We start from the raw sequence: 26,193 nt of genomic DNA, 5'->3' as shown, positions 1-26,193 counted from the left end.
ATTGTTTTAACTCCATTAACGATGGTTCCCGCGAGCGAGCGGGAGGTCATCGCGAATGTGGTTGATTTCGTTGGAGTTATTCCATCGTGGGGTCGCCTCCAGGTAGGGGCCGGAGCAGTCGCGCGTACGCCTTCCGCGCCGCTTTGCCATGCCTGCTGCTGACCGCGCTGGAAACTGGCCCAGCGGCCGCCCAGAGCCTCACACCCGACCTGTTCAATCCCAGCCGCGGCGGCTTCGCCGCGCCCGACACGCTGCCGACGCGCCGCACGGCCGGCGTGCCGCAGGCCCCCTCGGATGCGGTCCCGCAGCCGCCGGACCCCAACGACGACCCGCGCAGGAAGAGCGATGCGCCCGCGACGACGCGCGTCGGCCAGGTGCCGACCTACGGCCTGCCCGCGGCCAACGGCGCGAGCGGCTCCGGCTACGATTCGCTCAACCGGAAGCGCCAGCAGCCAAAGCTCTATCCGGGCCAGCCCAAGCCGAAGCGCGCCGCCGGCCCGGGCTCTCCGGTGCCGCCTGCAGCGCCAGTGTCCACTCTCGGCCCGCCGCGCATTGCACCGCCGCCATCGGAGACCGCGCACAAGACGCCGGTATCGCCGGCGATGGCCGGCAACGTGCCCGGTCAGCCGCTGCGCCGCCGTCTTAAGGCCGACGACGATGCGTTCGGCGCGGTCGGCGATTACGCCGGCAGCTTTCTGATCAAGGGCGGGCTCGAGCTCTCCGCCGGCTACGACACCAACCCGGCGCGCCTGAACAAGCCGGTCGGCTCGCCGGTCTACGTGGTTGCGCCTGATCTGCTCGTGATGTCCGACTGGGAGCGCCACGCGCTGGTCGCTGACTTGCGCGGCTCGTTCTCGGGCTACACCAACAACATGCCCGCGACGATCGACGGCTTCCCCTCGCCGTCGCCGGTCGAGATCAACCGTCCCGATTTCACCGGTCATGTCGACGGCCGCTTCGACGTCGACCGCGACCTCAAGCTGACCTCGCAACTGCGCCTGCGGCTCGCCACCGACAATCCCGGCAGCCCGAATGTGCAGGCCGGTCTGCAGAAATATCCCGTCTACGCCACCTATGGCGGCACCTTCGGCTTCGACCAGACTTTCAACCGCTTCCAGGTCGCGGCGGGCGCGACGGTGGATCGCACTGCCTATACCGATTCCAAGCTGACTGACGGCTCGACCTTCAGCAACGACGACCGCGACTTCAACCAGTATGGCGGCGTCGGACGTTTCTCCTATGAGCTCAAGCCGGGCCTGAAGCCGTTCGTCGAGATCGAGGGCGACAACCGCGTCCACGACCAGGCCGCCGATCGCAACGGCTATCTGCGCGATTCATCCGGCGGTTACGCCAAGGTCGGCTCGTCCTTCGAGTTCTCGCGCATCCTCACCGGCGAAGTCTCGGTCGGCTATTCCGCGCGCAACTATGTCGATCCGCGGTTGAGCCAGCTTTCGGGCTTCCTGACCTCGGGCTCGCTGATCTGGAACGCGAGCGGGCTGACGACGGTGAAGTTCAACACCGACACGCAGATCGCGGAAACCACGATTCCCGGCTCTTCCGGCGTGCTGGTGCACACCTACGCCGCCGAAGTCGACCACGACTTCCGCCGCTGGCTCACCGCGATCGGTAAATTCACCTACGGCACCTACGACTACCAGGGCCAGAATCGCAACGACAAGACCTACTCGCTCGAAGGCAATCTGATCTACAAGCTCAACCGCAACGTCTGGATCAAGGGCACGCTGCGCCACGACATCCTGGATTCGAACGTCGCGGGAGCGAGCTCACAGGGGACGGTGGTGATGCTGGGGGTGAGGTTGCAGAATTAGCGGCGGCGCGTCGCTGGGTGGTACAGCGCTGCCAAGTCCTCAGGTGTCGTCCTGGCGAAAGCCAGGACCCATTATCACCGGCATTGATTTGGCGAAGACTAGCAGTTCTGTACCGCAACCGATCGCCATCGATAGATTCCGCGGTATGGGCCCTGGCTTTCGCCAGGACGACAGCGGAATGATTGTCTAGCTCTGCGCTATCGCAGAGCGAGCCGCAGCTTACCGCGGCAGATCCGTCTTCCCCATCAGGAACGTATCGATCGACCTTGCACACAGCCGGCCTTCGCGGATGGCCCACACCACCAGCGACTGGCCGCGGCGCATGTCACCGGCGGAGAACACGTTCGGGCGCGAGGTCTGGTAGTCGAGCGTGTTGGCCTTGACGTTGCCGCGCGGGTCGAGGTCGACCGCGAGCTGCTTGAGCAAGCCCTCGTGCACAGGATGGACGAAGCCCATGGCGAGCAGGATCAGCTCGGCGTCGAGCTCGAATTCGGTGCCGGGAAGCGGCTTGAACTTGTCGTCGACGCGCACGCAGTGCAGCTTCTTGACCTTGCCGTTCTCGCCCGAAAACTTCTGCGTCAGCACGGCGAATTCGCGGACCGCGCCTTCGGCCTGGCTCGAGGAGGTGCGCATCTTCAGCGGCCAGTTTGGCCAGGTCAGGCCCTTGTTCTCGCGCTCGGGCGGGGCGGGCATGATCTCGAGCTGGGTCACCGACAGCGCGCCCTGGCGCAGCGAGGTGCCGATGCAGTCGCTTCCGGTGTCGCCGCCGCCGATGACGACGACATGCTTGCCGCCGGCCAAAATCTCGGTGACGCCATTCAGCGGCTCGCTGGAGACGCGACGGTTCTGCTGCGGCAGGAAGTCCATGGCGTAGTGGATGCCGTCGAACTCGCGGCCGGGGATCGGCAAATCGCGCGGGGCTTCCGCGCCACCGGTCAGCGCGATCGCGTCGTACTGGTTGAGCATCTCGCGCGGATCGACATTGCCGTCGGCGCCGACATGGCTGTTGTAGTGGAAGGTGACGCCTTCGCCTTCCATCTGCTTGACGCGGCGGTCGATGACGCCCTTCTCCATCTTGAAGTCGGGAATGCCATAGCGAAGCAGTCCGCCGGCCTTGGCGTACTTCTCGAACAGATGCACGTCATGTCCGGCGCGCGCGAGCTGCTGCGCGCAGGCCATGCCGGCCGGGCCGGAGCCGATCACGGCGACCTTCTTGCCGGTCTTCACAGTGGCCACTTCAGGCTTCAGCCAGCCATTGTCCCAGGCCCGGTCGACGATTGCGCATTCGATGGTCTTGATGGTGACCGGGTTGTCGTCGATGTTGAGTGTGCAGGACGCTTCACATGGCGCAGGACAAATGCGGCCGGTGAACTCCGGGAAATTGTTGGTCGAGTGCAGGTTGCGCGAGGCTTCTTCCCAATTGCCCTGATAGACGAGGTCGTTGAAATCGGGGATCTGGTTGTTGACCGGGCAGCCGGGCGTACCCGGCGCGACCGAGCCGGTGCCGTGGCAATAAGGAATGCCGCAATTCATGCAGCGCGCGGCTTGGTCGCGCGTTTCCTTCTCGGTCAAGGGAACGACGAACTCGTTGTAATGCTTCACGCGCTCGGCGACCGGGGTGTACTTGCGGTCATGCCGTTCGATTTCGAGAAAACCCGTGATCTTGCCCATTAAACCCGAAGTCCCTGCCGCTTAGGTTTCTTTTCCGTCGTTCCGGGATGTGCGCGCCGCGCGCAGACCCGGAACCTGGAGGTTGTTTTGCGAGATTCCGGGTTCGCGCCTCGCGCGCCCCGGAATGACGCGTTGTGAGAATTACGCCCCGATCGCGATTTTCGGCTCGGCGTCCGCGTTGGCGGCCAGTTCGCGCAGCGCGCGCCGGTACTCGACCGGCATCACCTTGCGGAATTTGGGCAGCCATTCCTTCCAGTTGGCCAGGATGTCGGCGGCGCGCTTGGAGCCGGTCGCCTTCGCATGGCGCGTGATCAGGACGTGCAGCCGCTCGACGTCGGAATCGAGCAGGTCCTTGAACACGTCGACCCGGCCATGCGCCTCGAGGTCACCGGAGTGGTGATAGGTGCCGGCGTTGATCAGCTCTTCCGACAGCACCGGCTCGAGCTCGACCATCGCCATGTTGCACAGCTTGTCGAAGCCGCCGGTTTCGTCGAGCACGTAGGCGATGCCGCCGGACATGCCGGCAGCGAAGTTGCGCCCGGTCTTGCCGAGCACGACCACGATGCCGCCGGTCATGTATTCGCAGCAATGATCGCCCGCGCCTTCGACGACGGCGACCGCGCCCGAGTTACGCACGGCGAAACGCTCGCCGGCGACGCCGCGGAAGTAGCACTCACCCTGAATGGCGCCGTACATCACGGTGTTGCCGACGATGATGCTCTCTTCCGGCACGATGCCGCTGTTGGCCGGCGGCTTGACGATGATCTTGCCGCCCGAGAGACCCTTGCCGACATAGTCGTTGGCTTCACCCTCGAGCTCGAAGGTGACGCCGTTGGCGAGCCACGCGCCGAAGGCCTGGCCGGCAGTACCCCTGAGGCCGACATGGATGGTGTCGTGCGGCAGGCCGGCATGACCGTAGATCTTGGCGACCGCGCCCGACAGCATCGCACCCGCGGAGCGGTTGGTGCTGTTGATCTTGGCCTCGATCTTCACCGGCGCGCCGCGGTCGAGTGCAGGTTGCGCCTTCTCGATCAGCGAGCGGTCGAGCACGGCTTCCAGATGATGGTTCTGGCGCTCGGAGTGATAGATCTTCTGACCCTTCTCTTCCTTCTGCTTGACGAACAGCTTTGAGAAATCGAGGCCCTTGGCCTTCCAGTGCGCCACCAGCTTGGTCTGGTCGAGCAGCTGCACCTGGCCAACCATCTCGTTGAAGGTGCGGAAGCCGAGCGAGGCCATGATCTCGCGGACTTCCTCCGCGACGAAGAAGAAATAGTTGATCACGTGCTCGGGCTGGCCGGTGAAGCGCTTGCGCAGGACGGGATCCTGGGTGGCGACGCCGACCGGGCAGGTGTTGAGATGGCACTTGCGCATCATGATGCAGCCGGCCGCAATCAGCGGCGCGGTCGCAAAGCCGAACTCGTCGGCCCCTAACAGCGCGCCGATCACGACGTCACGGCCTGTGCGGAAGCCGCCGTCGACCTGGACCACGATGCGGCTGCGCAGCCGCTCGCGCACCAGCGTCTGGTGGGTTTCGGCGAGGCCGATCTCCCAGGGCGAGCCGGCATGCTTGATCGAGGTCAGCGGCGAAGCGCCGGTGCCGCCCTCGAAGCCTGCGATGGTGACGTGGTCGGCGCGCGCCTTGGCGACGCCCGCGGCGACCGTGCCGACGCCGATCTCGGACACCAGCTTGACCGAGACGTCGCCCGTTGGGTTGACGTTCTTGAGGTCGTAGATCAGCTGCGCCAGATCCTCGATCGAATAGATGTCGTGGTGCGGCGGCGGTGAGATCAGGCCGACGCCCGGCGTCGAATGCCGGACCTTGGCGATGGTCGCATCGACCTTGTGGCCGGGCAGCTGGCCGCCTTCGCCGGGCTTGGCACCTTGCGCCATCTTGATCTGCATCATGTCGGAGTTGACGAGATACTCCGTGGTGACGCCGAAACGGCCCGAGGCGACCTGCTTGATCGCCGAACGCATGGAATCGCCGTTCGGCATCGGCTTGAAGCGGTCGGCTTCCTCGCCGCCTTCGCCGGTATTCGACTTGCCGCCGATCCGGTTCATCGCGATCGCGAGCGTGGTGTGCGCCTCGCGCGAGATCGAGCCGAAGCTCATCGCGCCCGTGGCGAAACGCTTGACGATGTCCTTGGCCGACTCGACCTGGTCGAGCGGGATCGGCTTGCGCTTCTCTTCTTCCGCGTTCTTGATCCGGAACAGGCCGCGCAGCGTCAGAAGGCGCTCCGACTGCTCGTTGAGGATTTTTGCGAAGGCGCGATAGCGTTCCAGCGAATTGCCGCGTGCAGCATGCTGGAGAAGCCCGACCGATTCCGCGGTCCAGGCATGGTCCTCGCCGCGGCTGCGATAGGCATATTCGCCGCCGACGTCGAGCGCGGTCTTGTAGACCTGCGCCTCGCCGAATGCGTCGGCGTGACGGCGCACGGCTTCTTCCGCGATCTCGGCAAGTCCGACACCCTCGACGCGGGTGTGCGTCCCGGCAAAGAATTTTGCGACGAAGTCCGCCTTGAGGCCGACCGCGTCAAAGATCTGCGCGCCGCAATAGGACTGGTAGGTCGAGATGCCCATCTTGGACATCACCTTCAGCAGGCCCTTGCCGATCGACTTGATGTAGCGCTTGACGATCTCGTAGTCGTCGAGCGAGCCGGGCAGGCGGTCCTTCATCGCGATGATGGTTTCGAACGCGAGGTAAGGATTGATCGCCTCGGCGCCGTAGCCCGCGAGGCAGGCGAAGTGATGCACTTCGCGCGGCTCGCCGGATTCGACGACCAGGCCGACCGAGGTGCGCAAGCCGGTGCGGATCAGGTGATGATGCACGGACGCGCAGGCCAGCAGCGACGGAATCGGCACGCGGTCGGTGCCGACCATGCGGTCGGACAGGATGATGATGTTGACGCCTTCGCGCACCGCGCTCTCGGCGCGGGCGCAGAGCTCATCCAGCACCTGGTCCATGCCGGCCGCGCCGAGACCGGCGTGGAAGGTGGTGTCCAGCGTGCGCGACTTGAAGTGCGATTCAGCGACGTCCGAGATCGAGCGGATCTTTTCGAGATCCGCGTCGGTCAGGATCGGCTGGCGCGCTTCCAGGCGCTTGGTGGTGGCGAGGCCCTGAAGATCGAACAGGTTCGGCCGGGGTCCGATGATGGAGACGAGGCTCATCACCAGCTCCTCGCGGATCGGATCGATCGGCGGGTTGGTGACCTGCGCAAAGTTCTGCTTGAAGTAGGTGAACAGCGGCTTGGCCTTGTCCGACAGCGCCGAGATCGGCGTGTCGTTGCCCATCGAGCCCGCGGCTTCCTCGCCGGTGGCCGCCATCGGCGTCATCAGGATGGTGATGTCTTCCTGGCTGTAGCCGAACGCCTGCTGGCGATCTAAAAGAGACAGGTTCGAGCGCACGCCGGTGGTCGGCACCTTCGGCAGCTCTTCCAGCACGATCTGGGTCCGCTCCAGCCACTCCTTGTAGGGATGGCTCTTGGCGAGCTCGGCCTTGATCTCGTCGTCCGGGATCAGGCGGCCCTGCTCGAGGTCGACCAGCAGCATCTTGCCGGGCTGCAGGCGCCACTTGGTGATGATCTGGTCCTCGGGGATCGTCAGCACGCCCATTTCGGACGCCATCACGATGCGGTCGTCCTTGGTGACGAGATAGCGCGCCGGCCGCAATCCGTTGCGGTCGAGCGTGGCGCCGATCTGGCGGCCGTCGGTGAAGGCGATCGCGGCGGGGCCGTCCCACGGCTCCATCAGCGCGGCATGATATTCGTAGAAGGCGCGGCGCTTCTCATCCATCAAGGGATTGCCGGCCCACGCCTCCGGAATCATCATCATGACGGCGTGCGGCAGCGAGTAGCCGCCCTGCACCAGGAATTCGAGCGCGTTGTCGAAGCACGCGGTGTCCGACTGGCCTTCGTAGGAGATCGGCCACAGCCGGCTGATGTCCTTGCCGTAGAGCTCCGAGCTCACCGAAGCCTGGCGCGCAGCCATCCAGTTGGTGTTGCCGCGCAGCGTGTTGATCTCGCCGTTATGCGCGATCATGCGATAGGGATGCGCCAGCGACCACGCCGGGAAGGTGTTGGTCGAGAAGCGCTGGTGAACGAGCGCGAGCGCGCTCTCGAAGTCCTTCTCGTGCAGATCGGGATAGTACTTGCCGAGCTGGTCGGCGAGGAACATGCCCTTGTAGATCACGGTGCGGCAGGACATCGAGCAGGGGTAATAGCCCGCGAGCCCGCGGTCGCGGCGCTGGTAGATCGCCTGCGAGATCGACTTGCGCAGGATGTAGAGCCGGCGCTCGAATTCGTCCTCGGTCTTGGCGACGCCGTTGCGGCCGATGAACACCTGCATGCAGGCGGGTTCGGTCGGCTTCACGGTGACGCCGAGCGAGGAATTGTCGGTCGGCACGTCGCGCCAGCCGAGCAGGGTCAGGCCCTCGTCCTTGACCTGGTCGGCGATGATGCTCTTGATGACGTTGCGCCAAGCGGTGTCGCGCGGCATGAACAGCGCGCCGATGGCGTATTCGCCGGGCGCGGGCAGCTCGAACTTGTTCTCCTTGGCCTTGCGGCTGAAGAAGGCGTGCGGGATCTGCACCAGGATGCCGGCGCCGTCACCGGCGCGCGGGTCGGCGCCGACGGCGCCGCGATGTTCGAGGTTGCAGAGGATGCTCAGCGCGTCCGAGACGATCTCGTGCGACTTCTTGCCCTTGATATTAGCGATGAAGCCGACGCCGCAGGAATCCTTTTCCAGGCTCGGATCGTAGAGACCTTCGGCTTTGGGGCGGGAATTGTGTTCCTGAATCGGATCGGTCGTTTTCGAGGCGACCGTCGCCGACAGCTCTTCTGCCACGATGTTTCCGCGCTCGAATTGCGACCCGTTCATTGTTCCAATCCTCTCCATGCGGCGAGCTGCCTCACCGCCATCTTCGGCGCACCTTGGGCGTTCCGCGGCACCCGCCTCTGGGTCACCGCTCGTCCGCTGCGAGCCGCATTTTCTTAAATTCAGGCCAAGGCGCTCTTCGTCCCCGAGAACGGCTTTGCCTGTTGCCTTATGATGCTCGAAAGCACCGACTTTCGTTGCAATCCCTATGCCGGGACCGCAAGCAAAATTGAGACAGTCTTCCTGTCCTAACAATCACCTTGCCAAATTTTTGTCTATCACACAAGCGCGCGGAAGTCCCGATTCCCGATATGTCAATCAATCGCTTTCCGAAAGTTGCGCGGCCCCGGTTTTGAAGCAAACGCGCCGCGATCCGGCCCAAGCGGCGCCGAAATCCCGGATGAAGCTCCGGATCAGCCCTTCGAAAGGCGCGCCACGCCGCAAGAAGCGAAAGAGCGCGAGCATCGGAGGGCCTGACAGGAGCGTGTCGACCATGAAGTTTTTCACAGGATGTGTGGCTGCCACCACGCTGGTGCTGGCTGCAACTGCTGTCCAGGCGCAAGTTCCACCGAGCGGTATCGGGGGCGGGGCCATGATCTCGGTCTCGGATTTCGATGGGCCGTACGGGCCGGGCGAAGCTGGGCCGTCTCCGCCGCCGCGTTACGGTTACGGCTATGGTTATGAGGAGCGCGGCCCGGCGCCGGCGTTGCTGCCGCCCACCGAGGTCTACGCGGTGCTCCGCGAAAACGGCTTCTCGCCACTCGGCATCCCGCGCCTGCGCGGCGCTGTCTATACCATCGCGGTGATCGACCGCCGCGGCGATGATGGCCGGCTCGTGATCGACGCCCGCGACGGCCGGATCATCCGCTTCATGCCGGCCGCAGATGCCTATGGCATGGCGCCCGCCTATGAGGAGCCTGCGGTGGTGCCTTACCGGCCCCAAAGCGCGCTGCCGCCGCCGACCATGGTCCGTGGCGGCCCGCCGCGTCCGCCCGCGCCGATCCCGCATGTTGCCAGCCGCACCGTGCCGCTGCCCAAGGCCGCCCCGCCGCGCGCCGAGACCCCGGTGGCGGCCAAGCCCGCAGATCAGACGGCGCAGCAGGCCCAGCCCGCGCAGCAGACCGCCGCCGTGCAGGCCAAGCCCGTCGAAGCCGCGCCGCAAGCCGCCGCTCCGACCGTCGGCCAGGCCAAGCCGGCCGCAACGATCCTGCCGACGCAGGACATGCCGGCCGCGCAGGGGCTGGATTAGAGCAAGACAAAAGCGCCCGAAGACGCGGGCGCTTTTGCCTCACAGCATCTGTGCTTCAGCTCCGCGGATAGCCCGCAGCGTCCAGGATCAAATTTGCGACGTCCTTCGGATGCGACACCAGCGAGAGGTGGCCGGCGTCGAGCTCGATCGTGGTTGCGTTCATCCGCTTGGCGAGGAAACGTTCGAGATCGGGATTGATGGTGCCGTCGTTCTTCGACACCGCATACCAGCTCGGCTTGGAGTGCCAGGCAGCTTCAGTTGTGCGGCCGGCGAAGATCGAGGCGGCCGTCGGCCATTGCACGGCGTAGAGCTCCTTCGCCCGCTCCGGCGCGACGCCGTTGGCGAAATATTTCAGGAACGCGTCTTCCGAAAGCTTCGTATAGCCGTCGCGCTCGACGATGCCGGCGCGCGCGGGGCCCGCCGGAAACTGCTTCGACAGCGCGACGAAATCCTCGTTGGCATCGGGCGCGCGTGCGGCGATGTAGACAAGACCGGTGACCTTCGGATCGGTGCCGACCTGGCTGATCACGGTGCCGCCCCAGGAATGCGCGACCAGCACCGTCGGACCGTCCTGCTCGGCCAGCGCGCGTTTGGTCGCCTCGACGGAGTCCGCAAGCGACGAAAGCGGATTCTGCACGGCCGTCACGTGAAGGCCTGCGGCCTGGAGGATCGGGATCACCTCCGACCAGCTCGAGCCGTCGGCCCAGGCGCCGTGCACCAGCACGACGTTCTTGGCCTTCACGGACTGCGGGGTCTGTGCATGGGCCAGGCTGATGGGAGCCGCCAGCAGGCTCGCGGCGACGAAAAGGCTGCGCCAGAAAGTCATGATCGTTCTCCGTCTTGTTTTGGATGCGATGTCCAAAGGACGGAGCGGGACGCCGTGGCGTTACACGGCTCACCGTTCTGTGATGCGGTGCAAAAAGGGCAGCCAAACAAACGGTGCCGTCCAGGCGAAGGCCGGGACCCATAGCCACCGGGCGATGTTTGGCGAAGACTTGGAGTTTGGTACTCCCGCCGTGCATGCTCGATAGATCACGCGGTATGGCCTTCGCCGGGACGACGATGCGGAGAGAGCCGCGCAAAAACGAAAAAACGCCCCGGGGCACCGGGGCGTTTTCGCAACCTGAAAGCGGCGTGCGCGCTTAAGCGGCGACCGAGCTCTCGATCACCTGCGCCTTCGTTGGGCCAGCGTTGATCGCGATCTGGCGCGGCTTCTTGGCTTCGGGAATCTCGCGTACGAGGTCGACATGGAGCAGGCCGTTCTCGAGCGAGGCGTCCTTCACCTGCACGAAGTCGGCAAGCTGGAAGGCGCGTTCGAAGGCGCGGGCGGCGATGCCGCGATAGAGCACTTCGGACTTCGAGTTCTCGCCTGCGACTTTCTCGCCCTTGATCGTCAGCGTGTTTTCCTTCGCGACGATGGAGAGCTCATCCTTGGCGAAGCCGGAGACCGCGACGGTGATGCGGTAGGCGTTCTCGCCGGTGCGCTCGATGTTGTAGGGGGGATAACCGGGGCTGCCGTCAGAGCCTGCCTGGTCGAGCAAGTTGAAGAGGCGATCGAAGCCGACGGTGGAACGATAGAACGGGGTGAGATCGTAGGTACGCATGGTCAAGTCCTCCATTGAGCGACTGTTCAGGTAACCCGCCCGCCAATCGGGCCGGGCTTTCGTCTGTGTGCAGCCTGATGTTCCGGTTCCGAAACACTGGTAGCGGCCTGCACTCAGATGATATGGGTGGGTCCAGACGGCGTTCAAGAGGGCGGCAATGGCGCCTTTTCGGCGCTCCCGCCCCTTGATTTGCAGCACTTGCTTCACAGCACTTGGCGCCCAAGCACTTCCCATCATGACGCTGGTCTCGATTCCCTCCAACCCCGTACCCGAAGACGTCGTCAGCGGCTTCATCAAGACGCCAGACGGGGTCGAACTGCGCTTCGCGCGCTGGGCGCCGCCGGCCAACCGCAAGGGCACCGTCTGCGTCTTCACCGGACGCAGTGAGCAGATCGAGAAATATTTCGAGACCGTGCGCGATTTGCGCGATCGCGGCTTTGCGGTGGCGATGATCGACTGGCGCGGGCAGGGCCATTCCTCGCGCCGCCTGCGCGATCCGCGCAAGGGCTATGTGCGCAATTTCTCCGATTACGAGATCGACGTGGAGGCGTTCGTGCAGCAGGTGGTGCTGCCGGATTGTCCGCCGCCGTACTTCGCGCTGGCCCATTCCATGGGCGGAGCGGTGCTCCTGCGCCTCGCACATGCGCAGAAACGCTGGTTCGACCGCATGGTGCTGTCGGCGCCGATGATCGACCTGCCTGGTCGCGCCACCTCGTTTCCGGTGCGGGCGCTGTTGAAGGCGATGCGCCTGCTGGGGCGGGGCGGCGGTTACGTTCCCGGCGGCAGCGACCAACTCACCGGGCTGTCTCCCTTCATCAACAATCCCCTGACCAGCGATCCCGTGCGCTATGCGCGCAACGTTGCAATTCTGGAGGAGGACCCGACGCTTGGCCTGGCGTCGCCGACGGTGGCCTGGGCCGATACCGCATTCCGCGCGATGCGAACCTTCAAGGGCCTGAGCTATCCCTCCGAGATCCGTCAGCCGATCCTGATGCTGGCGGCCTCCAACGACACCGTGGTCTCGACCGCGGCGATCGAGGAATTCGCCTACCATCTGCGCGCCGGCTCCCATCTCGTGATCGCCGGCTCGAAGCACGAGATTCTGCAGGAGCAGGACCGCTACCGCTCCCAGTTCTGGGCGGCCTTCGACGCCTTCGTGCCGGGGACGCCGCTGTTCAAGTGAGGCGGCTCGGACGCGTTCCGCGCCACTGACCGTTCCACAAACTCCGGGCTTGTCCCGGGCATGACGATGACGAGGTGCTACAGCGTCTTCAGGTACTCGATCAAATCGTAGCGCTCTTGCTCCTTGAGCACGCGGCCGATGGTGCCGTCCTTGCCGGGGCCTGGCGTGCCGTCGAACGAGTGGCCCGCATTGCTGTTGCCGTACATCTCGGTGCCATCGGGTGCTCGCGTCGAAAAGCGCGACTGCCCGGTCTTGCAGCTCTCGCCGTCGGCGACCGCGAAGCCGACCTGCTTCGGATCGTAGTCGCGACCGCCGCCCATGCAGAACGATTTAGGCCGCTCGGCCGCAGGGCTCAGCATCCAATAAAGCGAAGGCACCGATCCATTGTGGAGATAAGGCGCGGTGGCCCAGACGCCGTTGAGCGGACGCGCGCGATACCAGGGGCCCTTCTCCTGCTTGTCGGGCGGCTGCGGACCCGGATCGGGGCAGTTCTTGCGCTTACCCCACCAGGCCTGCTGAACCTTCGGATCGATCTTGGCATCGTCCATCGCCTTGCGGCTGACGATGTCGACGAGCACCATCAGGCCAAGCGAGTACGGCATGTCGGTCGACGAAATATCCGGCAGATTGCAGTTCCACCAGGCATTGAGTTTCTGCGTGGGATCGAGCTTGAGAAAGCCCGGCACCTGAACCGTCCGCGTTGCCAGCACGCTGGCCTGGGCGGGGTCGGTCCCCATGCCCTTGGCGCTTTTCTGTACCTCGTTCAGGAATTTGTCGTCGCCGATGGTTTCCCACCGCGACGCCCAGACGCTCTGCTCCGGGAATTCCGCGTCGAAGACGGGATCGTTGACCGGACCGAGATGGCATTCGACGCAGATCTCCGCATAGAGCTTGCGGCCGCTTTTGACGCGGTCGCCATCGATCTTCCACGCATCATCGCCGAAGATGTCCGACGGCCATTTCGGCGAGGTCAGTCCGGAGAGCTGCTTCTTGGGATAGGGCGCCGACCCCTTCAGCAGATCCTCGATCCAGTTCAGATTCTTGATGTCCATCGACGATCGGAACAGCGTGTCCCTTGGCGTCGTGTCGGACAGATTGAGCAGCGCGGTCACGCCAAGCGCTTCGCCGGCGTTGCGGATCAGCGGTTGTTCGATCGACGCGTCATATTGCGCGAACTTGAGCCAGGGCACGGTCCAGATCGGCGGGAAGCTGACCGGTGCGTCCTTGGCGTGCAGATTCTTCTCGAAGCCGCTGAGGCCGCTCAGCGTCATGTCCTGGGAGAAGACCTGGTTGCCGATGCGGTTGAGCGCGTCGAGGCGGCCATAACCCTCCTCGGTGTCCTGCTGCTGCTCGTCCCGCTTCGTCTTCTCGTTGAACCTCGTCTTGCCCGCGATGGTCTTGTCGTAGGTCTTCTCCCAGTCGGCCAGGAATGTGCCGATCGCACTCAGTTTCTGCTTCAGCGCATCGCGGTCGGCGTCGCTGGCGGAAGGGCCGAGCACACGGTCGGCGAAGCGCGTGAAGCGGCCCGGCACGAGGAGCGTGTAGGCGATCGAGAGGCCGGTGGTGACCTCGAGCTTCCTGAGGTCGGTCATCGCCGGGCCGCCGTCAAAGCGAATGTCGATGCCCTTGTAGTGGATCTGCCCGGTGTGGCAGGCGGCGCAGGTCAGGCCGATCCGGTCCTCGCCGACCTTGCCGGTCGCGGGATCGGGCACGCCGGTCATGCGCGCAAAGCCGACGGGCAGGCCGTCGACGTTGTCGGCCTGCGCTCCCCAATTGACCGGCGGGTCCCAAAGCCGCGCCGGCACCGGCTTTGTCTTGTCGTAGACGTTGGCATAGCCGTAGCGGCGCAGCGTGGCGTCGTCGGTGTTGATCGTCTGCGGGCTCGGGATGAAGCCGAAGCGCTGCAGATGGTCGCTGTCATGCAGCATTCCGGGCCTTGCGAAGAAGTGAAGCCGCGGCTGCTCGAGCGCCATGAACCAGCTATAGGGCACCGGGAAAGTCGCGGTGCCCTGGCTGGCGTGATGAAACCAGTGCCGGTCCTCCAGCGCCCAGTTTTGCTCGAGCCAGTACGCAGCCCGTGGTTCGACGAGCTTCGGCAACGGCGGGGCGACGAACTGGCCGATGACGTGGGGCAGCATCGGCTGAAATTGATCGGGAAAGCGCAGCGCCACGATGCCAAAGACGAGCAGCGCGGCGACCAGTCCGCCGGCGGCGCGCAAGACAAGCGAGGGCGGGGTGACCGGCTGGCTGACGACCCGCTGGCTGATCCTGTCCGGGAATTTGCGCTCGTTGAACAATGTCCTCACCTCGGCCACGCTGAGATAACGGTCGTCGCCCTGGCCCTTGCCCATGATCCTGAGCAGGACCGGCCACTCGAACTTCATCAGGATCGGGTAGTACCAGCGCGCCTGATTGCAGGCGCGCTTGAGATTGTCGTTCATGAAGGTCTGGATCTGCGAGGCGTTGAGGCCGACCTCCGTGCCGCCGTTGGGATCTGCATAGGTGGCGCCGAAACCGGCGAGCCGCGTGATCTCGTCCTCGTCGACCTTGCCGTCGACGCCGAGGATGCGCGAGCCGGCGCCGAGCTTGTCGAGCGGGCCGCCGCGCAAGCGATTGAGCTGCGCGCCCCAGAAGATGCTTTGCAGGATGTGACAGGCGCCGTTGGCGATCAGCGCGACGCCGCGGACCTGGATGCGGGCCGAAGTCTTCTTCAGTCCGGTCTCGCCGCTTGCATTTGCGATGGTCTGCGACAGCGTTCGAAGCGGGACGGTGCCGCCATCCACAAGACCTTCGCCGACGAGGCCGCGCAGGAAGGGACAGGGATTGTTCGGCGAGACTTCGATTGAGGGATCGAGCGGCTTCTTGCGGGAGGCATCCATCGGCAAAATCCCAAAGCAAACGAATCGTGAAATGCGGCCGCGCCGATCAAGCGCGGAAAGTCCTAACGAACACACAGCGGACGCGGCGCAGCTATACTACTTCAGCGTGTGAACGAAATGTGGCTGAATCCACTCAGCTGTCAATAAAGCCGGGCGTGAGATCGCGGCGCGTGCCCGGGCCGGCCTTCAGGATTAGCCCTCAGGATTCGGCGGCGCGTCTGATGTCGCTCTGGACCAGAGTGAGCTTGCTGGCCGGCACGCCCGCCTTCAGGAGCCCGTCGCGGTAATGCGCGATGTCCTCGGGCCGTTTCCAGTGAAAATTCCGCAAATGGCGGTCGACATTCAGGGTCGGGTAATTGCTCATCAGCACGCCCGTCGCCTCGGCCGCCTCGCCGGTCCGGCCCAATTGCGCCAACGCCGCGGCGCGGATCGCCAGCGCCTGCATGTGGTTCGGGTTGATGTAGAGCTGCTCGCGAGCCCAGGACAGCGTCGCGTCATACTGGCGGACGAGGTAGTGGCTGAAGGCGTTCAGCGCGGCCCATTGATAGCGCGGGTCGCTGTTGTCGCGTTGGGCGGCCATCGAGAACAGCTCGATCGCCTGCTTGTGCTCGCCGATGACGAAATGGCAGATGCCGAGCACGCCGCGTGCGCCCATGTCGTAGGGATTGAGGGCGACCGCGCGCTTGGCGGCGTCCATCGCCGCCTCGTCATGGCCTTCCATCGCGTGCGCCCAGGACAGGATCGAGAACGCAAAGGACGAGCGTGGGTCGAGCCGGACGCTCGTTTCGGCAAGCGCCATCGCTTCGGCCCACATCTCGCGCGTGCCTTTGACCCAGCCGAACTGGATGCTCTGGATCTGGATCGTGGCGAGATAGGCGTGTGCTATCGACAGTTTGGGATCGAGCGCGATCGCCTCCCGGAACAGGTCGACGGCCGTGCTCAAATCCTCCTTGGTCTGCCGGTAATAATGCGACAGGCCTTTCAGGAAGCGGTCCCAGGCGGTGATGTCGTTGGTTGGGCGCGCGGGCGCGGAGGCCTCGGCCCGGACGATCTCGGTGGCGATCGCGGCGGACAAATTGGTCGTGATCTCGTCCTGCATCGCGAAGAGATCGCCGATGTCGCGGTCGTAGCGGCCGGTCCAGAGCTGCTCGCCGGTTTCCGGCGCGATCAGCTCGGCGGTGACGCGGATCTTGGCGCCAGAGCGCCGCACCGAACCCTGGATCAGGTAGGTGGCGTCGATCTCGCGTGCGATCACGCGGGTGCTGATCGTCTTGCCCTTGAAGGCGAAGGTCGAGTTGCGGCTCAGCACGCGGTAGAAGGATTGCAGCGACAGTGCGTGGATCAGATCCTCGGTCAGGCCGTCGGAGAAATATTCGTCCTGGGCGTCGCTGAGATTGGCAAAGGGCAGCACGCCGACAATCGCGGTGCGGTAGGCTTGCGACAGCGCCGATCCTTCTTTCAGCTCGGGCGCGAGCGCGGGCGCGCCCTCGGGCGTCCAGGTCCAGACCCCGATCGGATCCTTGATGTTCTTGAAGCGATGGTTGCCGCCGTCCACCAGCGGCACGGTGAGATGCTTGCTTGCTTCCTTATAAGCCTTGGCCGAGATCGCGAATCCGCCGGGGCTCGCCACCGATTCCAGGCGGACGGCAATGTTCACGTCGTCGCCGAACACTTCGTCCTCGTCGGCGATGACGTCACCCATGTGGATGCCGAGCCGGAACTGCATGGCGCGGTCGGCGGGCAGATGGTGGTTGCGCTCCGCCATCAGCACCTGCATCGCGATCGCGGCTTCGGCGGCGCCGACGATGGAGGGAAATTCCAGCAGGAAGCCGTCGCCGGTGTTTTTGACGACACGGCCGCCATGATTGAGGATGATGGGATGAATCGCGCTGCGATGGGCCTTGAAGACGGCATGGGTGCCGGCCTCGTCAGTGCCCATCATGCGCGAATAGCCGGCGACATCGGCGCAGACGATGGCGGCCAGACGTCTTTCCATATCCTCGGAGCTCCAAGGGAGAGGGGCCAGCGACCGCGTGGCAGCCGCTTCGAATCCCGCATCTCAAAAACCGTGCCTTTATAGAGCAGATGATGCCGAACGAAAGTATGATCCGCATTGCAAATTTGACGCAAATACTCGGCATTCCCGGCGGTGGACGGCCGGGTGCGAACCGACTAAGGCCAGTCCCCTGAAATCGCCCGGCCGGGCGGCGGGAGCCTTTCTCATGCTGGGCATTCACGAAATCTGGCTTTTTATCCTGTCGGGCGTGCTGCTCAACATCACGCCTGGGCCGGATACGGTCTATGTGATCGGGCGCAGCATGCAGATGGGCTGGCGCGGCGGGGCGGCAGCGGCGTTCGGGATCAGTTGCGGCTGTTTTTTCCACGTCGCGGGCGCAGCGATCGGCCTTTCGGCGCTTTTGATGGCCTCATCCACCGCATTCTCGATCCTGAAGCTGGTCGGCGCGGCCTATCTCGTCCTGACCGGCTTTCAAATGCTGTGGTCGCGGCCGGCGCTGGTGGCGGTCAGGGACGAGGCCGAGCGGAGCTCGCTGCGGCGGGTCTTCCTCCAGGGCGTCTTCACCAACGCGCTCAATCCCAAGGTCGCGCTGTTCTTCCTGGCTTTCCTGCCTCAATTCGTCGCAGCCGATTCCGCGCACAAGCCGCTGGCGTTCCTGACGCTCGGCCTGATCTTCATCTGCACGGGTACGCTATGGTGCCTGGTGCTGGCAGCGTTCGCGGCCAAGGCCGCTCACCGGCTACGGCAGTCCGAGGGTGTGATCGCCTGGGTCAACCGCGCGCTCGGCGGCCTCTTCATCTATCTCGGCATCCGCGTGGCCATGCTGGAGACGCGGTAACTCATTCGAACGAAGGATCTCACGTCAGGCGAGTTCCTTCAGCAGCGCGCTGCCGGCCAGATAGACGCCGAGCAAAATCATCGCGACCAGGAACCAGCGGCGGAACGCTTCCGCCGGCATCCGCGCCCGCACCGACTGCCCAATGAACATGCCGGCAAAGGCCATGGCCATGGCCACCGCGCCCGGCACGGCATTGGCCGGAGTCAGCAGGCCGCCCGCGGTGAGGTTGAAGGCGAGCGCCAGCGTTGCGGTGGTGAAGAACACGCCGAGCGCTTGCACCAATTCGTCCTTCTCCATGCCGATGGCCTGCATGAACGGCATCGACGGGATGACCTGCACACCGGTCGAGGCCGAGATCACGCCGGTGATCAAGCCGACCACGCCGCCGACCCATTTCTCGTTCTGCGGCGCGACGTGGAACTTGAATTTGCTGAGGCCGATGATGGCGTAGACCACCAGCAGGATGCCGAGCACCACGGTGCCGTAGCGCGCATAGGGGCCCGTCAGGGCGCCGGCATTGAGCCAGCATCCGATCACGGTGCCGATCATCAGCGGCCACAGCCGCCGAAGGATGTCGCGCAAATACGAGCCGACAAAGGTCTGCCAGATGTTGGTGACGATGGCGGGCACGATCACGATGGCGATCGCGCGGCTGGGCGCCATGTTCACCGCGAGCAGGCCCATGGACACGGTCGGCAGGCCGAGCCCGACGACGCCCTTGACGAAGCCGGCGGCCAAAAACACGGCGGCGATGAGAATGAGAAGCGGGTCGATCATGCCCTGCACATTGACCGAAGCCGTACGAAGGCACAATCTGGAGGTTACGGAGGCAGCCTTCGTTCATGGCGAAGGCTGAATTTGGAGAAGCAACAGTGCGTTTCGATCTTGTCGATCTCCAGCTTTTCATCGCGGTCGCCGACCAGCGCAGCATTACCCGCGGTGCGGAGCGGTCGCATCTGGCGCTGGCCTCCGCCAGCGCGCGCATCAAGGGGCTCGAGGACGCGCTCGGCGTCGCGCTGCTCAAGCGCGGACGCCGCGGCGTGGAATTGACTGCGGCCGGCGAGAGCCTGCTCGATCACGCGCGGATCGTGATCCACCAGATCGATGCCATGCGCGGCGATCTTGCCGGCTTTGCCAGCGGTGTACGCGCCAGCGTGCACTTCCTCGCCAACACGTCGGGCCTGTCGGAACATCTGCCGAAGGCGCTCGCCGGCTTCCTGCGCGAGCACCGCGACATCGCCATCGACATCGAGGAGCGCGAGAGCACCGACATCGCGGCCGCGATCACCGCGGGCGCCGCCGATCTCGGCTTCGCCGCCGAGCACGCTTTGCCTGACCACATCGAGCGTTTCGTGTTCAGCGAGGACCGCCTGACGCTGGTGACCTCCCGGCGCGGCCCGTTCGCCGGCCGCCGCCAGATCGACTTTCAGGAGGCGAATGCGTGCGAATTCGTCGGCCTGACCAGCGCCACCGCGCTTCAGATGCATATTTCAAAGCACGCCGCGCGGCTCGGCATGCGCCCGCATTTCCGCGCGCGCTTACGCGACTTCGACGCGATCTGCCAGATGGTCGCTGCGGATGTCGGCGTCGCCCTGGTGCCGGAATCCGCCGCCCGCCGCTGCGCCAAGCTGATGCCCCTCGCCATGGTCCGCCTGCGCGACGGCTGGGCGAACCGCAGGCTGGTGATCTGCGCGCGCAGCTTCAAGGCATTGCCGCGGCCGGCGAAGATGCTGGTGGAGCATTTGCGGGCGGCGGCGGTGTGAGGACCAAAGCGATGTGCTTCCACACGGGTGGTCGGCTCCCTCCCTCGCTTGCGGGGGGAGGGTTGGGGAGAGGGTATCGCCGCGAGAAAGACCCCCAAGAGGAGAGAACCCTCACCCGGCGCTTCGCGCCGACCTCTCCCGCGAGCGGGCGAGGTGTAGAGCCAGCTACTTCGCCGTCTCCACGCCCGCGTCCTTGATCACCTTCGCCCATTTCGCGGTTTCGTCCGCGATGAAGGCGCGAAAATGCTCGGGCTCATCGCCGATCAGCGTTGCGCCCTGCTGGGCGAGCTTTTCCTTCACCGCGGGATCCGCCATCGCCTTGGTTGCCAGGTCGTGCAGCGCCGTGACGATCTCCTTCGGCGTGCCCTTGGGCGCAACCATGCCGTACCAGTTCTCGATGCGCAGATCCGGAAAGCCCGCTTCCTTCGTGGTCGGCACGTCGGGCGCGGTCGGGGTGCGTTCCATTGATCCGACCGCGATCGGCCTCAAGACATTGGCCTTGACCAGCGGCAGCAGCACCGGAAGATCGAGGAATGTCATCTGCACCTGTTGGCCCAGCAGATCGTTCACCGCAGGCGCGGCGCCGCGATAGGGCACGTGCACGATGTCGATCTTGGCCGTCAGCTTGAACAATTCGCCGGCCAGATGCGGCAGGCTCCCGGGGCCGGACGAGGCGAAGTTGAGCTTTCCGGGCTGGGCCTTGGCGAGCGCGATCAATTCGCCGATGTCCTTTGCCGGCACGTCGGTGGCAACAACGAGCATTTCCGGGACGGTCGCGACCAGCGTCACCGGCGTGAGGTCGTTGAGCGTGTCGTAGGCAACCTTCTCCATGCTCGGGCTGATCGCGAGCGCACCGGCAGAGGAGATGGCGATGGTGTAGCCATCGGGCGCGCTCTTGGCGACCGCGTCGGTGCCGAGCACGCCGCCCTGGCCGCCGCGATTGTCGATCAGCACCGGCTGGCCTGCCAGTTCCGACATGCGCTGGCCGATCACGCGGGCGATGATGTCGTTGGGGCCGCCGGCCGGGAACGGCACGATCAGCTTGATCGGTTTTGCCGGAAAATTCTGTGCGGACGCCACTGACGGCAGCAGCAAAAACAATACAAGGAGAAGCCTGCGTGAGATGGTCATGCAAGCCTCCCGCTCGCGTTCGTTATTGGTTGAGAAGCTTCAGTGCCTCTTCGTGAACTCTGGCGTCGCCGGCTGCCACGATGCGGCCGCCACCCTGGGCCGGCTTGCCCTCCCAGGTGGTGACGACGCCGCCGGCGCCGGTCACGATCGGGATCAGGGCTGCGATGTCGTAAGGTTTCAGCTCGGTCTCGACCACGAGGTCGACGTGGCCGGCCGCCAGCATGCAATAGGAATAGCAATCGCCGCCATAGCGCGACAGGCGCGCACCCTGTTCGATCCGGCCGAAAATGGCGCGGTCACGCTCGTTCATCAGCAAGGGCGAGGTGGTGTAGGTGGTCGCCTCCGACAGCGAGGCGCAGCGGCGGACCTGGAGCCGGCGCTCGCCGGAGGGGCCCTTGTAGTTGGCCGAGCCGTTGTCGCCGGAGAAGCGCTCGCCGATGAAGGGCTGGTGCATCATGCCGTAGACCGGCGCGCCCTTGTGCAAAAGTGCAATCAGCGTGCCCCAGATCGGAAAGCCCCCGATGAACGACTTCGTGCCGTCGATGGGGTCGAGCACCCAGACATAATCGGCATCTTCCCGCTCATTGCCGAACTCCTCGCCGACGATGCCGTGCTGGGGGAAGCTGGCCTTGATCAGCCGCCGCATCACGGCTTCCGCCGCGCGGTCGGCTTCCGTGACGGGATCGAAATCCTTGGTCTTGCTCTTGTCGTCGATCGACAACGAGGTGCGGAAGAACGGCAGGATGGTTTCGCCGGAGGCGGTGGCAAGCCGTCCGATGAAGGCTGAGAAGTCGATCACCGTCACGGCGCATCCTCAAAACGAAAGTCGGGCTGAAGCTCTCATCTCTGCCTAGCTCAATTCGCCTCTCGCGTGCAGCGCTGTCTTGATTTGCACCCTGGTATTTTGGATGCGGACAGCGGCAGCCTCCGGCGAGCCATATGCTGATCAAATATCGATCACGGTGTTGAGAACTTAGTTCCGGAGATGCCTTGTTCGTATGCAAGCAGCTATCAACCCATTGAATTTCCTTATTAAAGAAACTGAATCTGGATTTCGCTGGAAGCAAATGAGCCATGTCTTTTTGCATGGGAAACGGCTCAAAAGCCCTTGCGCTTTGTGCGGCGCGGCCGCATATTGTTGCGGTGCGGTAGCGCTTGGCGTTACCGCTGCCCTCCTTGGGCGTTTCCTCCCTAGACTTGGGCCGCTTGCGTCATTCGCGAGCGGCCCTTTTTTCTTTGGGCTGTCTTGTTTCTTTGGGCTGTCTCTGGTTTCAGTTTCAGGCGCGTGTCGACGGGAAACGAAAACGCGCCCGCCAGCTGAACGCGGCCTGATCGTCTGAAGCAGACTTCGTCTATTCCGCCGCAGCCTGGAACGGGCCGAGATCGCCGAACGGGATCGTGGTCGCCAGTACGTCGGCGAGAATGCCGAAGTCACTCGCCACTTGCTCGAAGCGTGGGCCGCGCTCGCGCCGCCGTTCGTCCATGTAGATCGCTCGGTTGAGCTCGAGCTGCACGGCGTGCAGGCCGCTTGCGGGGTTGCCGTAATGCTCGGTGATGAAGCCGCCGGCATAGGGCTTGTTGCGGCCGATCGAATAGCCGAGCCCGGTCATGGTTTCCTCGACACGGTCGGGCAGCAGCGGCGTGCAGCTGGTGCCGTAGCGGTCACCGATCACGACGTCGGGACGGCGCGGCTCGTCTCTGCTGACGCCGACCGACGGCATCGAATGGCAGTCGACCAGCACCACGGTGCCGAACATCTGGTGCACCTTGTTGATCAGCCGGCGCAGCGCGCGATGATAGGGCTTGTACAGCGTCTCGATCCGCGCCAGCGCGTCGTCGACCAGGATGCGGTCGCGATAGATCTCCTGGCCGTCGCCGACCACGCGCGGAATGGTGCCTAATCCGCCCGCAACCCGCATCGAGCGGGTGTTGGCAAAGCTCGGCAGGCGTCCGGTGAACATCCGGGGGTCGAGCTCATAGGGCTCGCGATTGACGTCGACATAGGAGCGGGGAAAATTCACCCGCACCGTGGGAAAGCCACGCGCGCTGAGATGGCCGATCAGCTCGTCCATGAAGGAATCTTCTGACCGCCGCAGTTGCGGCAGGTCGATCCGCGATGCTGCAAGGAAGTCATCCGGATAGGTCGAGCCGGAATGGGGCGAGTTGAAGATAACAGGCGCGCGCCACTCGGCGGGCTCCACGATCTCGAAGGCTGGCGACGTGTCGCCGTCAAACCGGGTCATCTTCTCAGGCTTCGTCCCTTCACGCCGCTTTGGCGCCGCACGGTCCGGCATGGGTCCCGGATCGAATGATTCGGCCGGTCGAGCGGCTCTTATGTGTCGTCATTGTCCGGAATCGCAACCATTCTGCCAAGCGAAAAAGCGTGATCCGCGCTGGAACATGTCTTAACCGTGTGGGCAGGGAGACGGGGACGCGCGATCGCGGCTCGATTGATTCGCAGCCCGTTCCGGTTCACAACACCCCGGCAGCGCGAGCCCCAGGGGTTAAGATTTTCACCCCAAATTTACCCTCTGTCGGGCTTAGTGGTCGCTGCCTATCCTCTGGGGATTCGACGTTCCTGCCATGCCAAAGATTCTGCTCGCCGAAGACGACAACGACATGCGCCGTTTCCTGGTCAAGGCGCTGGAAAACGCCGGTTTTCAGGTCTCGTCTCATGACAACGGCATGGCCGCCTATCAGCGGTTGCGGGAAGAGCCGTTCGAGATGCTGCTGACCGACATCGTGATGCCGGAGATGGACGGTATCGAGCTCGCCCGCCGGGCCTCGGAACTCGATCCCGACATCAAGATCATGTTCATCACCGGCTTCGCCGCGGTCGCCCTGAACTCGGATTCGGACGCCCCCAAGAACGCCAAGGTGCTGTCCAAGCCCGTTCACCTGCGCGAATTGGTGAGCGAAGTGAACAAGATGCTCGCGGCCTAAATTGGCCCCGTTCCGTCCTTGCACCGGCTCCCACGAGCCGTTATAGGGACCCCACCCGACGTAAGTGGACTATTAGGGCACGTAGCTCAGCGGGAGAGCACTACCTTGACATGGTAGGGGTCACAGGTTCGATCCCTGTCGTGCCCACCATCCTTCGCTCGCGATAGCGAGAGAAGGATGCCGCGCCGAAGCCCAAAGCGCGTAGGCGGGCTGCCGCCGCGAGCTTCGGCCAGGCAAGCCACAAGACGTCCATATCGATACGTCAATATCGATACGAAGCGTGTCCGGCGTAGCTCGCAGAGCGGAGACGGACTGGAGCGTCTTGCTCCCGCCCTCGGAACACGCCCACACGCTCCGGCATTGTTCCGTCATGCCCAAGACTTCGCCCAAGACTTCCCTCAAGTCTTCGTCCAAGACCTCGCCAAAATCCCTTAAGCGCGGCGATCACGTCAGCTGGAATTCCGAGGCCGGCCGCGTGCGCGGTCATATCCTGCGCGTCCACACCAAAGACGTCGACTACAAGGGCTACGTTCACCACGCGACGGCGGACGATCCGCAATACGAGATCAGAAGCGACAAGACCGAGCACGTCGCCCTGCACAAGGGGCGCGCGCTTCGGCTGCTGCGCTCCTGAGGTCGCGCCGGCGCAAGCCCGCTCACGTCAACGGCAACAAATGCTCCGGAATCGGCACCGGCGCGGCCGGCACCAGCGAGGCGACGGAAACATGCGGCCAGGTCAGGCCGTTGAAATCCAGCATCACCTTCTGTGAATATTGAATCTGCGTGGTCGCCACCCGCACGCGGCCACCGGCAAAAGCCTTGCCCGGCACGAACGGAAGCGTGGCGACGAAGCTCGGCACCAGCGGAACCGTGCCCTTCTGCGCCGGCTGGAGGATGATCGGCGGTTCGCCCGCCGCAATGCGCGGCACGTCGATGTCGTAGATGACCGTCTCGATCCAGAACACGGCATCCATCTGGAATGCGTTGGCGTTGGCGCCATTGCCGCCCGGCTGTGGCACCGGCACGCCCTGGAGGAACGCGATGTTCGCGGTGCCGCCTGCGAAGTTCGGCGCCTGCGGATGCGGTCCGGCCGTCGGGACGGCGGGCAAGGGACCGCCAGACAGCGGTGAGCCGGGCCTGGTCGAGGTCTCGATGATGACGGTCTGGCTGATGGTCTGATGCGCGATCTGGTTGCGCAGCACGGTGTTCGGATCGGTGATCATGGCCTGGGTGAGCTTGCCCGAGGCGATCAGCGCGGTGAGGTCCTGCGGCAGCCGGCGTGTGGTCTTGTTGGCGGCGGTCTGATTCTGGAATGTGAACTTGTTGGCCGGATTGCCGCCGAAGAACGGCGTGATGTCGATCGCCGCGATGGTCGGCTTGCCGGCGACGGCCGGCAGCGCGGTGCCTTGCGCGGTGATCGTCGTGCCGTGCGGGATCGAGGCCATGCGCGCGACGGTGAACGGTTCGTGCGGATTGGTGGAGGCGGGCACCGCGAGCCAGATGCCGGGCTCGAAGTGAATGCCGACCGGCGTTCCCGTGGTCACGTCGTTGATGGTCTGGAGATAGGGCACGCCGTTCAGGAAGGCATCGGCTTGCGGCCCTGAGCCGCGATTGGGAATCGAGCCGAGACTGTTCGAGAACGACATCGTCTCGTCGGTCAGGTTCAGCTCCAGCACGTTGTCGGGCGGGTCGGTGGTGTTGATCGGCCCCGGCATCTGGGTCGGCGTCGTCGCGCTGTCCGGCCGGAAGATCGTGTTGAACCCCTGTCCGGTGAAAGTGCCGGCGAAGGCCGATAGCGGACCGAGCGTGGGCGGCAGGGAGACCGGCACGGCAGCGGGGACGGCCGCGGCGTGTGCGGCAGCCATGAACACGCGGTCGACCTGGTGGATGGAGAAATTTGCGGTCCTGTTGAAGGCGCTTGTGAGCGGCTTGGGTTCGTCCATGGGGCGCTCCTCTCGATGGCTGCAAGAACGACTGTCGATGCCGGCGCTCCCCCGGGCCGGCGCTCCGGGCTGATCGATTGTCCCTTGATGGCCGGGCCGTGCCGCACGTGCGCGACCCCGCTGCCGCATCGCCGGGCTCGGCGAGGCGTCGGAATTTTTCGAAACCGCTCGCGATCGCTGGGTTCTTCGCCCGTCACGGGGATCGTCCGTGTCACCAAGCGCGAAACGACGCTTCCAAGGGGTGTTCGAGAATGAAATGATCGAGAAAACC

The 26,193-nt window shown here is 64.6% G+C and carries 19 protein-coding genes and 1 tRNA gene; 8 read left to right on the top strand and 12 right to left on the bottom strand.

All coding sequences use genetic code 11. From position 1 onward, the window contains the following. The first annotated feature begins 86 nt into the window (after positions 1–86). Positions 87–1,829 (top strand): outer membrane beta-barrel protein, encoded by a 1,743-nt coding sequence (locus ACWAT4_RS35960; protein WP_212427619.1) that lies wholly within the window; start codon positions 87–89, stop codon positions 1,827–1,829. A 219-nt stretch (positions 1,830–2,048) separates the two neighbouring features. On the opposite strand, the gene ACWAT4_RS35955 is transcribed toward ACWAT4_RS35960, so the two are convergent. From ACWAT4_RS35955 to ACWAT4_RS35945, 3 genes are all read right to left on the bottom strand, one after another. Continuing rightward, complete coding sequence (locus ACWAT4_RS35955) at positions 2,049–3,500, bottom strand: glutamate synthase subunit beta (protein ID WP_212297242.1); 1,452 nt, start codon at positions 3,498–3,500, stop codon at positions 2,049–2,051. 141 nt (positions 3,501–3,641) lie between these two features. Next, positions 3,642–8,375 (bottom strand): glutamate synthase large subunit, encoded by a 4,734-nt coding sequence (gene gltB, locus ACWAT4_RS35950; protein ID WP_212427620.1) that lies wholly within the window; start codon positions 8,373–8,375, stop codon positions 3,642–3,644. A 315-nt stretch (positions 8,376–8,690) separates the two neighbouring features. After that, positions 8,691–8,867 carry a hypothetical protein gene (locus ACWAT4_RS35945; protein WP_212297240.1) on the bottom strand — a complete coding sequence of 59 codons (177 nt, stop codon included), beginning with the start codon at positions 8,865–8,867 and terminating at the stop codon, positions 8,691–8,693. Between ACWAT4_RS35945 and ACWAT4_RS35940 the strand changes: the two genes are divergently transcribed. Further along, positions 8,866–9,621: a hypothetical protein gene (locus ACWAT4_RS35940; RefSeq protein WP_449729295.1), complete on the top strand. Its 756-nt coding sequence runs from the start codon at positions 8,866–8,868 to the stop codon at positions 9,619–9,621. The two genes, ACWAT4_RS35945 and ACWAT4_RS35940, sit on opposite strands and share 2 nt — an antisense overlap. A 55-nt stretch (positions 9,622–9,676) precedes the next feature. Here the strand turns inward: ACWAT4_RS35940 and ACWAT4_RS35935 are convergent, their stop codons facing one another. After that, positions 9,677–10,447 (bottom strand): alpha/beta fold hydrolase, encoded by a 771-nt coding sequence (locus ACWAT4_RS35935; RefSeq protein ID WP_212297238.1) that lies wholly within the window; start codon positions 10,445–10,447, stop codon positions 9,677–9,679. A 316-nt stretch (positions 10,448–10,763) separates the two neighbouring features. Continuing rightward, entirely contained in the window at positions 10,764–11,225 is a 462-nt protein-coding gene (locus ACWAT4_RS35930) for an Hsp20 family protein (protein ID WP_212297237.1), read from the bottom strand. Positions 11,226–11,460: 235 nt separating this feature from the next. On the opposite strand from ACWAT4_RS35930, the gene ACWAT4_RS35925 reads away from it, so the two are divergent. After that, positions 11,461–12,408: an alpha/beta fold hydrolase gene (locus ACWAT4_RS35925; RefSeq protein WP_212297236.1), complete on the top strand. Its 948-nt coding sequence runs from the start codon at positions 11,461–11,463 to the stop codon at positions 12,406–12,408. 77 nt (positions 12,409–12,485) lie between these two features. On the opposite strand, the gene ACWAT4_RS35920 is transcribed toward ACWAT4_RS35925, so the two are convergent. Both ACWAT4_RS35920 and ACWAT4_RS35915 read right to left on the bottom strand, forming a co-directional pair. Further along, positions 12,486–15,287, bottom strand: coding sequence for a di-heme-cytochrome C peroxidase (locus ACWAT4_RS35920; protein WP_449729294.1), 2,802 nt, complete (start codon positions 15,285–15,287; stop codon positions 12,486–12,488). Positions 15,288–15,486: 199 nt separating this feature from the next. Continuing rightward, positions 15,487–17,283, bottom strand: a complete 1,797-nt coding sequence (locus tag ACWAT4_RS35915; protein WP_212297234.1) for an adenylate/guanylate cyclase domain-containing protein — start codon at positions 17,281–17,283, stop codon at positions 15,487–15,489. A 226-nt stretch (positions 17,284–17,509) separates the two neighbouring features. Between ACWAT4_RS35915 and ACWAT4_RS35910 the strand changes: the two genes are divergently transcribed. Beyond that, positions 17,510–18,142: a LysE family translocator gene (locus tag ACWAT4_RS35910; protein WP_212297233.1), complete on the top strand. Its 633-nt coding sequence runs from the start codon at positions 17,510–17,512 to the stop codon at positions 18,140–18,142. 24 nt (positions 18,143–18,166) lie between these two features. On the opposite strand, the gene ACWAT4_RS35905 is transcribed toward ACWAT4_RS35910, so the two are convergent. Beyond that, positions 18,167–18,919, bottom strand: a complete 753-nt coding sequence (locus ACWAT4_RS35905) for a sulfite exporter TauE/SafE family protein (protein WP_212297232.1) — start codon at positions 18,917–18,919, stop codon at positions 18,167–18,169. A gap of 95 nt (positions 18,920–19,014) precedes the next feature. Here ACWAT4_RS35905 and ACWAT4_RS35900 point away from each other — a divergent pair, with 95 nt between their 5' ends. Continuing rightward, positions 19,015–19,905: a LysR substrate-binding domain-containing protein gene (locus ACWAT4_RS35900; RefSeq protein ID WP_212297231.1), complete on the top strand. Its 891-nt coding sequence runs from the start codon at positions 19,015–19,017 to the stop codon at positions 19,903–19,905. Positions 19,906–20,070: 165 nt separating this feature from the next. On the opposite strand, the gene ACWAT4_RS35895 is transcribed toward ACWAT4_RS35900, so the two are convergent. The 3 genes from ACWAT4_RS35895 to ACWAT4_RS35885 form a co-directional block, all read right to left on the bottom strand. Then, complete coding sequence (locus ACWAT4_RS35895; protein ID WP_212297230.1) at positions 20,071–21,036, bottom strand: Bug family tripartite tricarboxylate transporter substrate binding protein; 966 nt, start codon at positions 21,034–21,036, stop codon at positions 20,071–20,073. Between the two features lie 22 nt (positions 21,037–21,058). After that, positions 21,059–21,841, bottom strand: a complete 783-nt coding sequence (gene hisN / locus ACWAT4_RS35890; protein ID WP_212297229.1) for a histidinol-phosphatase — start codon at positions 21,839–21,841, stop codon at positions 21,059–21,061. Between the two features lie 547 nt (positions 21,842–22,388). Then, positions 22,389–23,279: an N-formylglutamate amidohydrolase gene (locus ACWAT4_RS35885; RefSeq protein ID WP_212297228.1), complete on the bottom strand. Its 891-nt coding sequence runs from the start codon at positions 23,277–23,279 to the stop codon at positions 22,389–22,391. 340 nt (positions 23,280–23,619) lie between these two features. On the opposite strand from ACWAT4_RS35885, the gene cpdR reads away from it, so the two are divergent. From cpdR to ACWAT4_RS35870, 3 genes are all read left to right on the top strand, one after another. Continuing rightward, complete coding sequence (gene cpdR / locus ACWAT4_RS35880) at positions 23,620–23,979, top strand: cell cycle two-component system response regulator CpdR (protein WP_007597092.1); 360 nt, start codon at positions 23,620–23,622, stop codon at positions 23,977–23,979. 75 nt (positions 23,980–24,054) lie between these two features. Then, a tRNA-Val gene (locus tag ACWAT4_RS35875) sits at positions 24,055–24,129 on the top strand. A gap of 220 nt (positions 24,130–24,349) precedes the next feature. Next, positions 24,350–24,613: a hypervirulence associated TUDOR domain-containing protein gene (locus ACWAT4_RS35870; RefSeq protein WP_249209554.1), complete on the top strand. Its 264-nt coding sequence runs from the start codon at positions 24,350–24,352 to the stop codon at positions 24,611–24,613. Between the two features lie 22 nt (positions 24,614–24,635). On the opposite strand, the gene ACWAT4_RS35865 is transcribed toward ACWAT4_RS35870, so the two are convergent. Next, entirely contained in the window at positions 24,636–25,922 is a 1,287-nt protein-coding gene (locus tag ACWAT4_RS35865; protein WP_449729293.1) for a heme-binding protein, read from the bottom strand. Positions 25,923–26,193: the final 271 nt, after the last annotated feature.

The sequence above is a fragment of the Bradyrhizobium sp. T-1 genome (assembly GCF_053592855.1).
The sequence above is the reverse complement of the archived record's forward strand: the minus strand, read 5'-3'. Positions and strand labels throughout refer to the sequence as shown.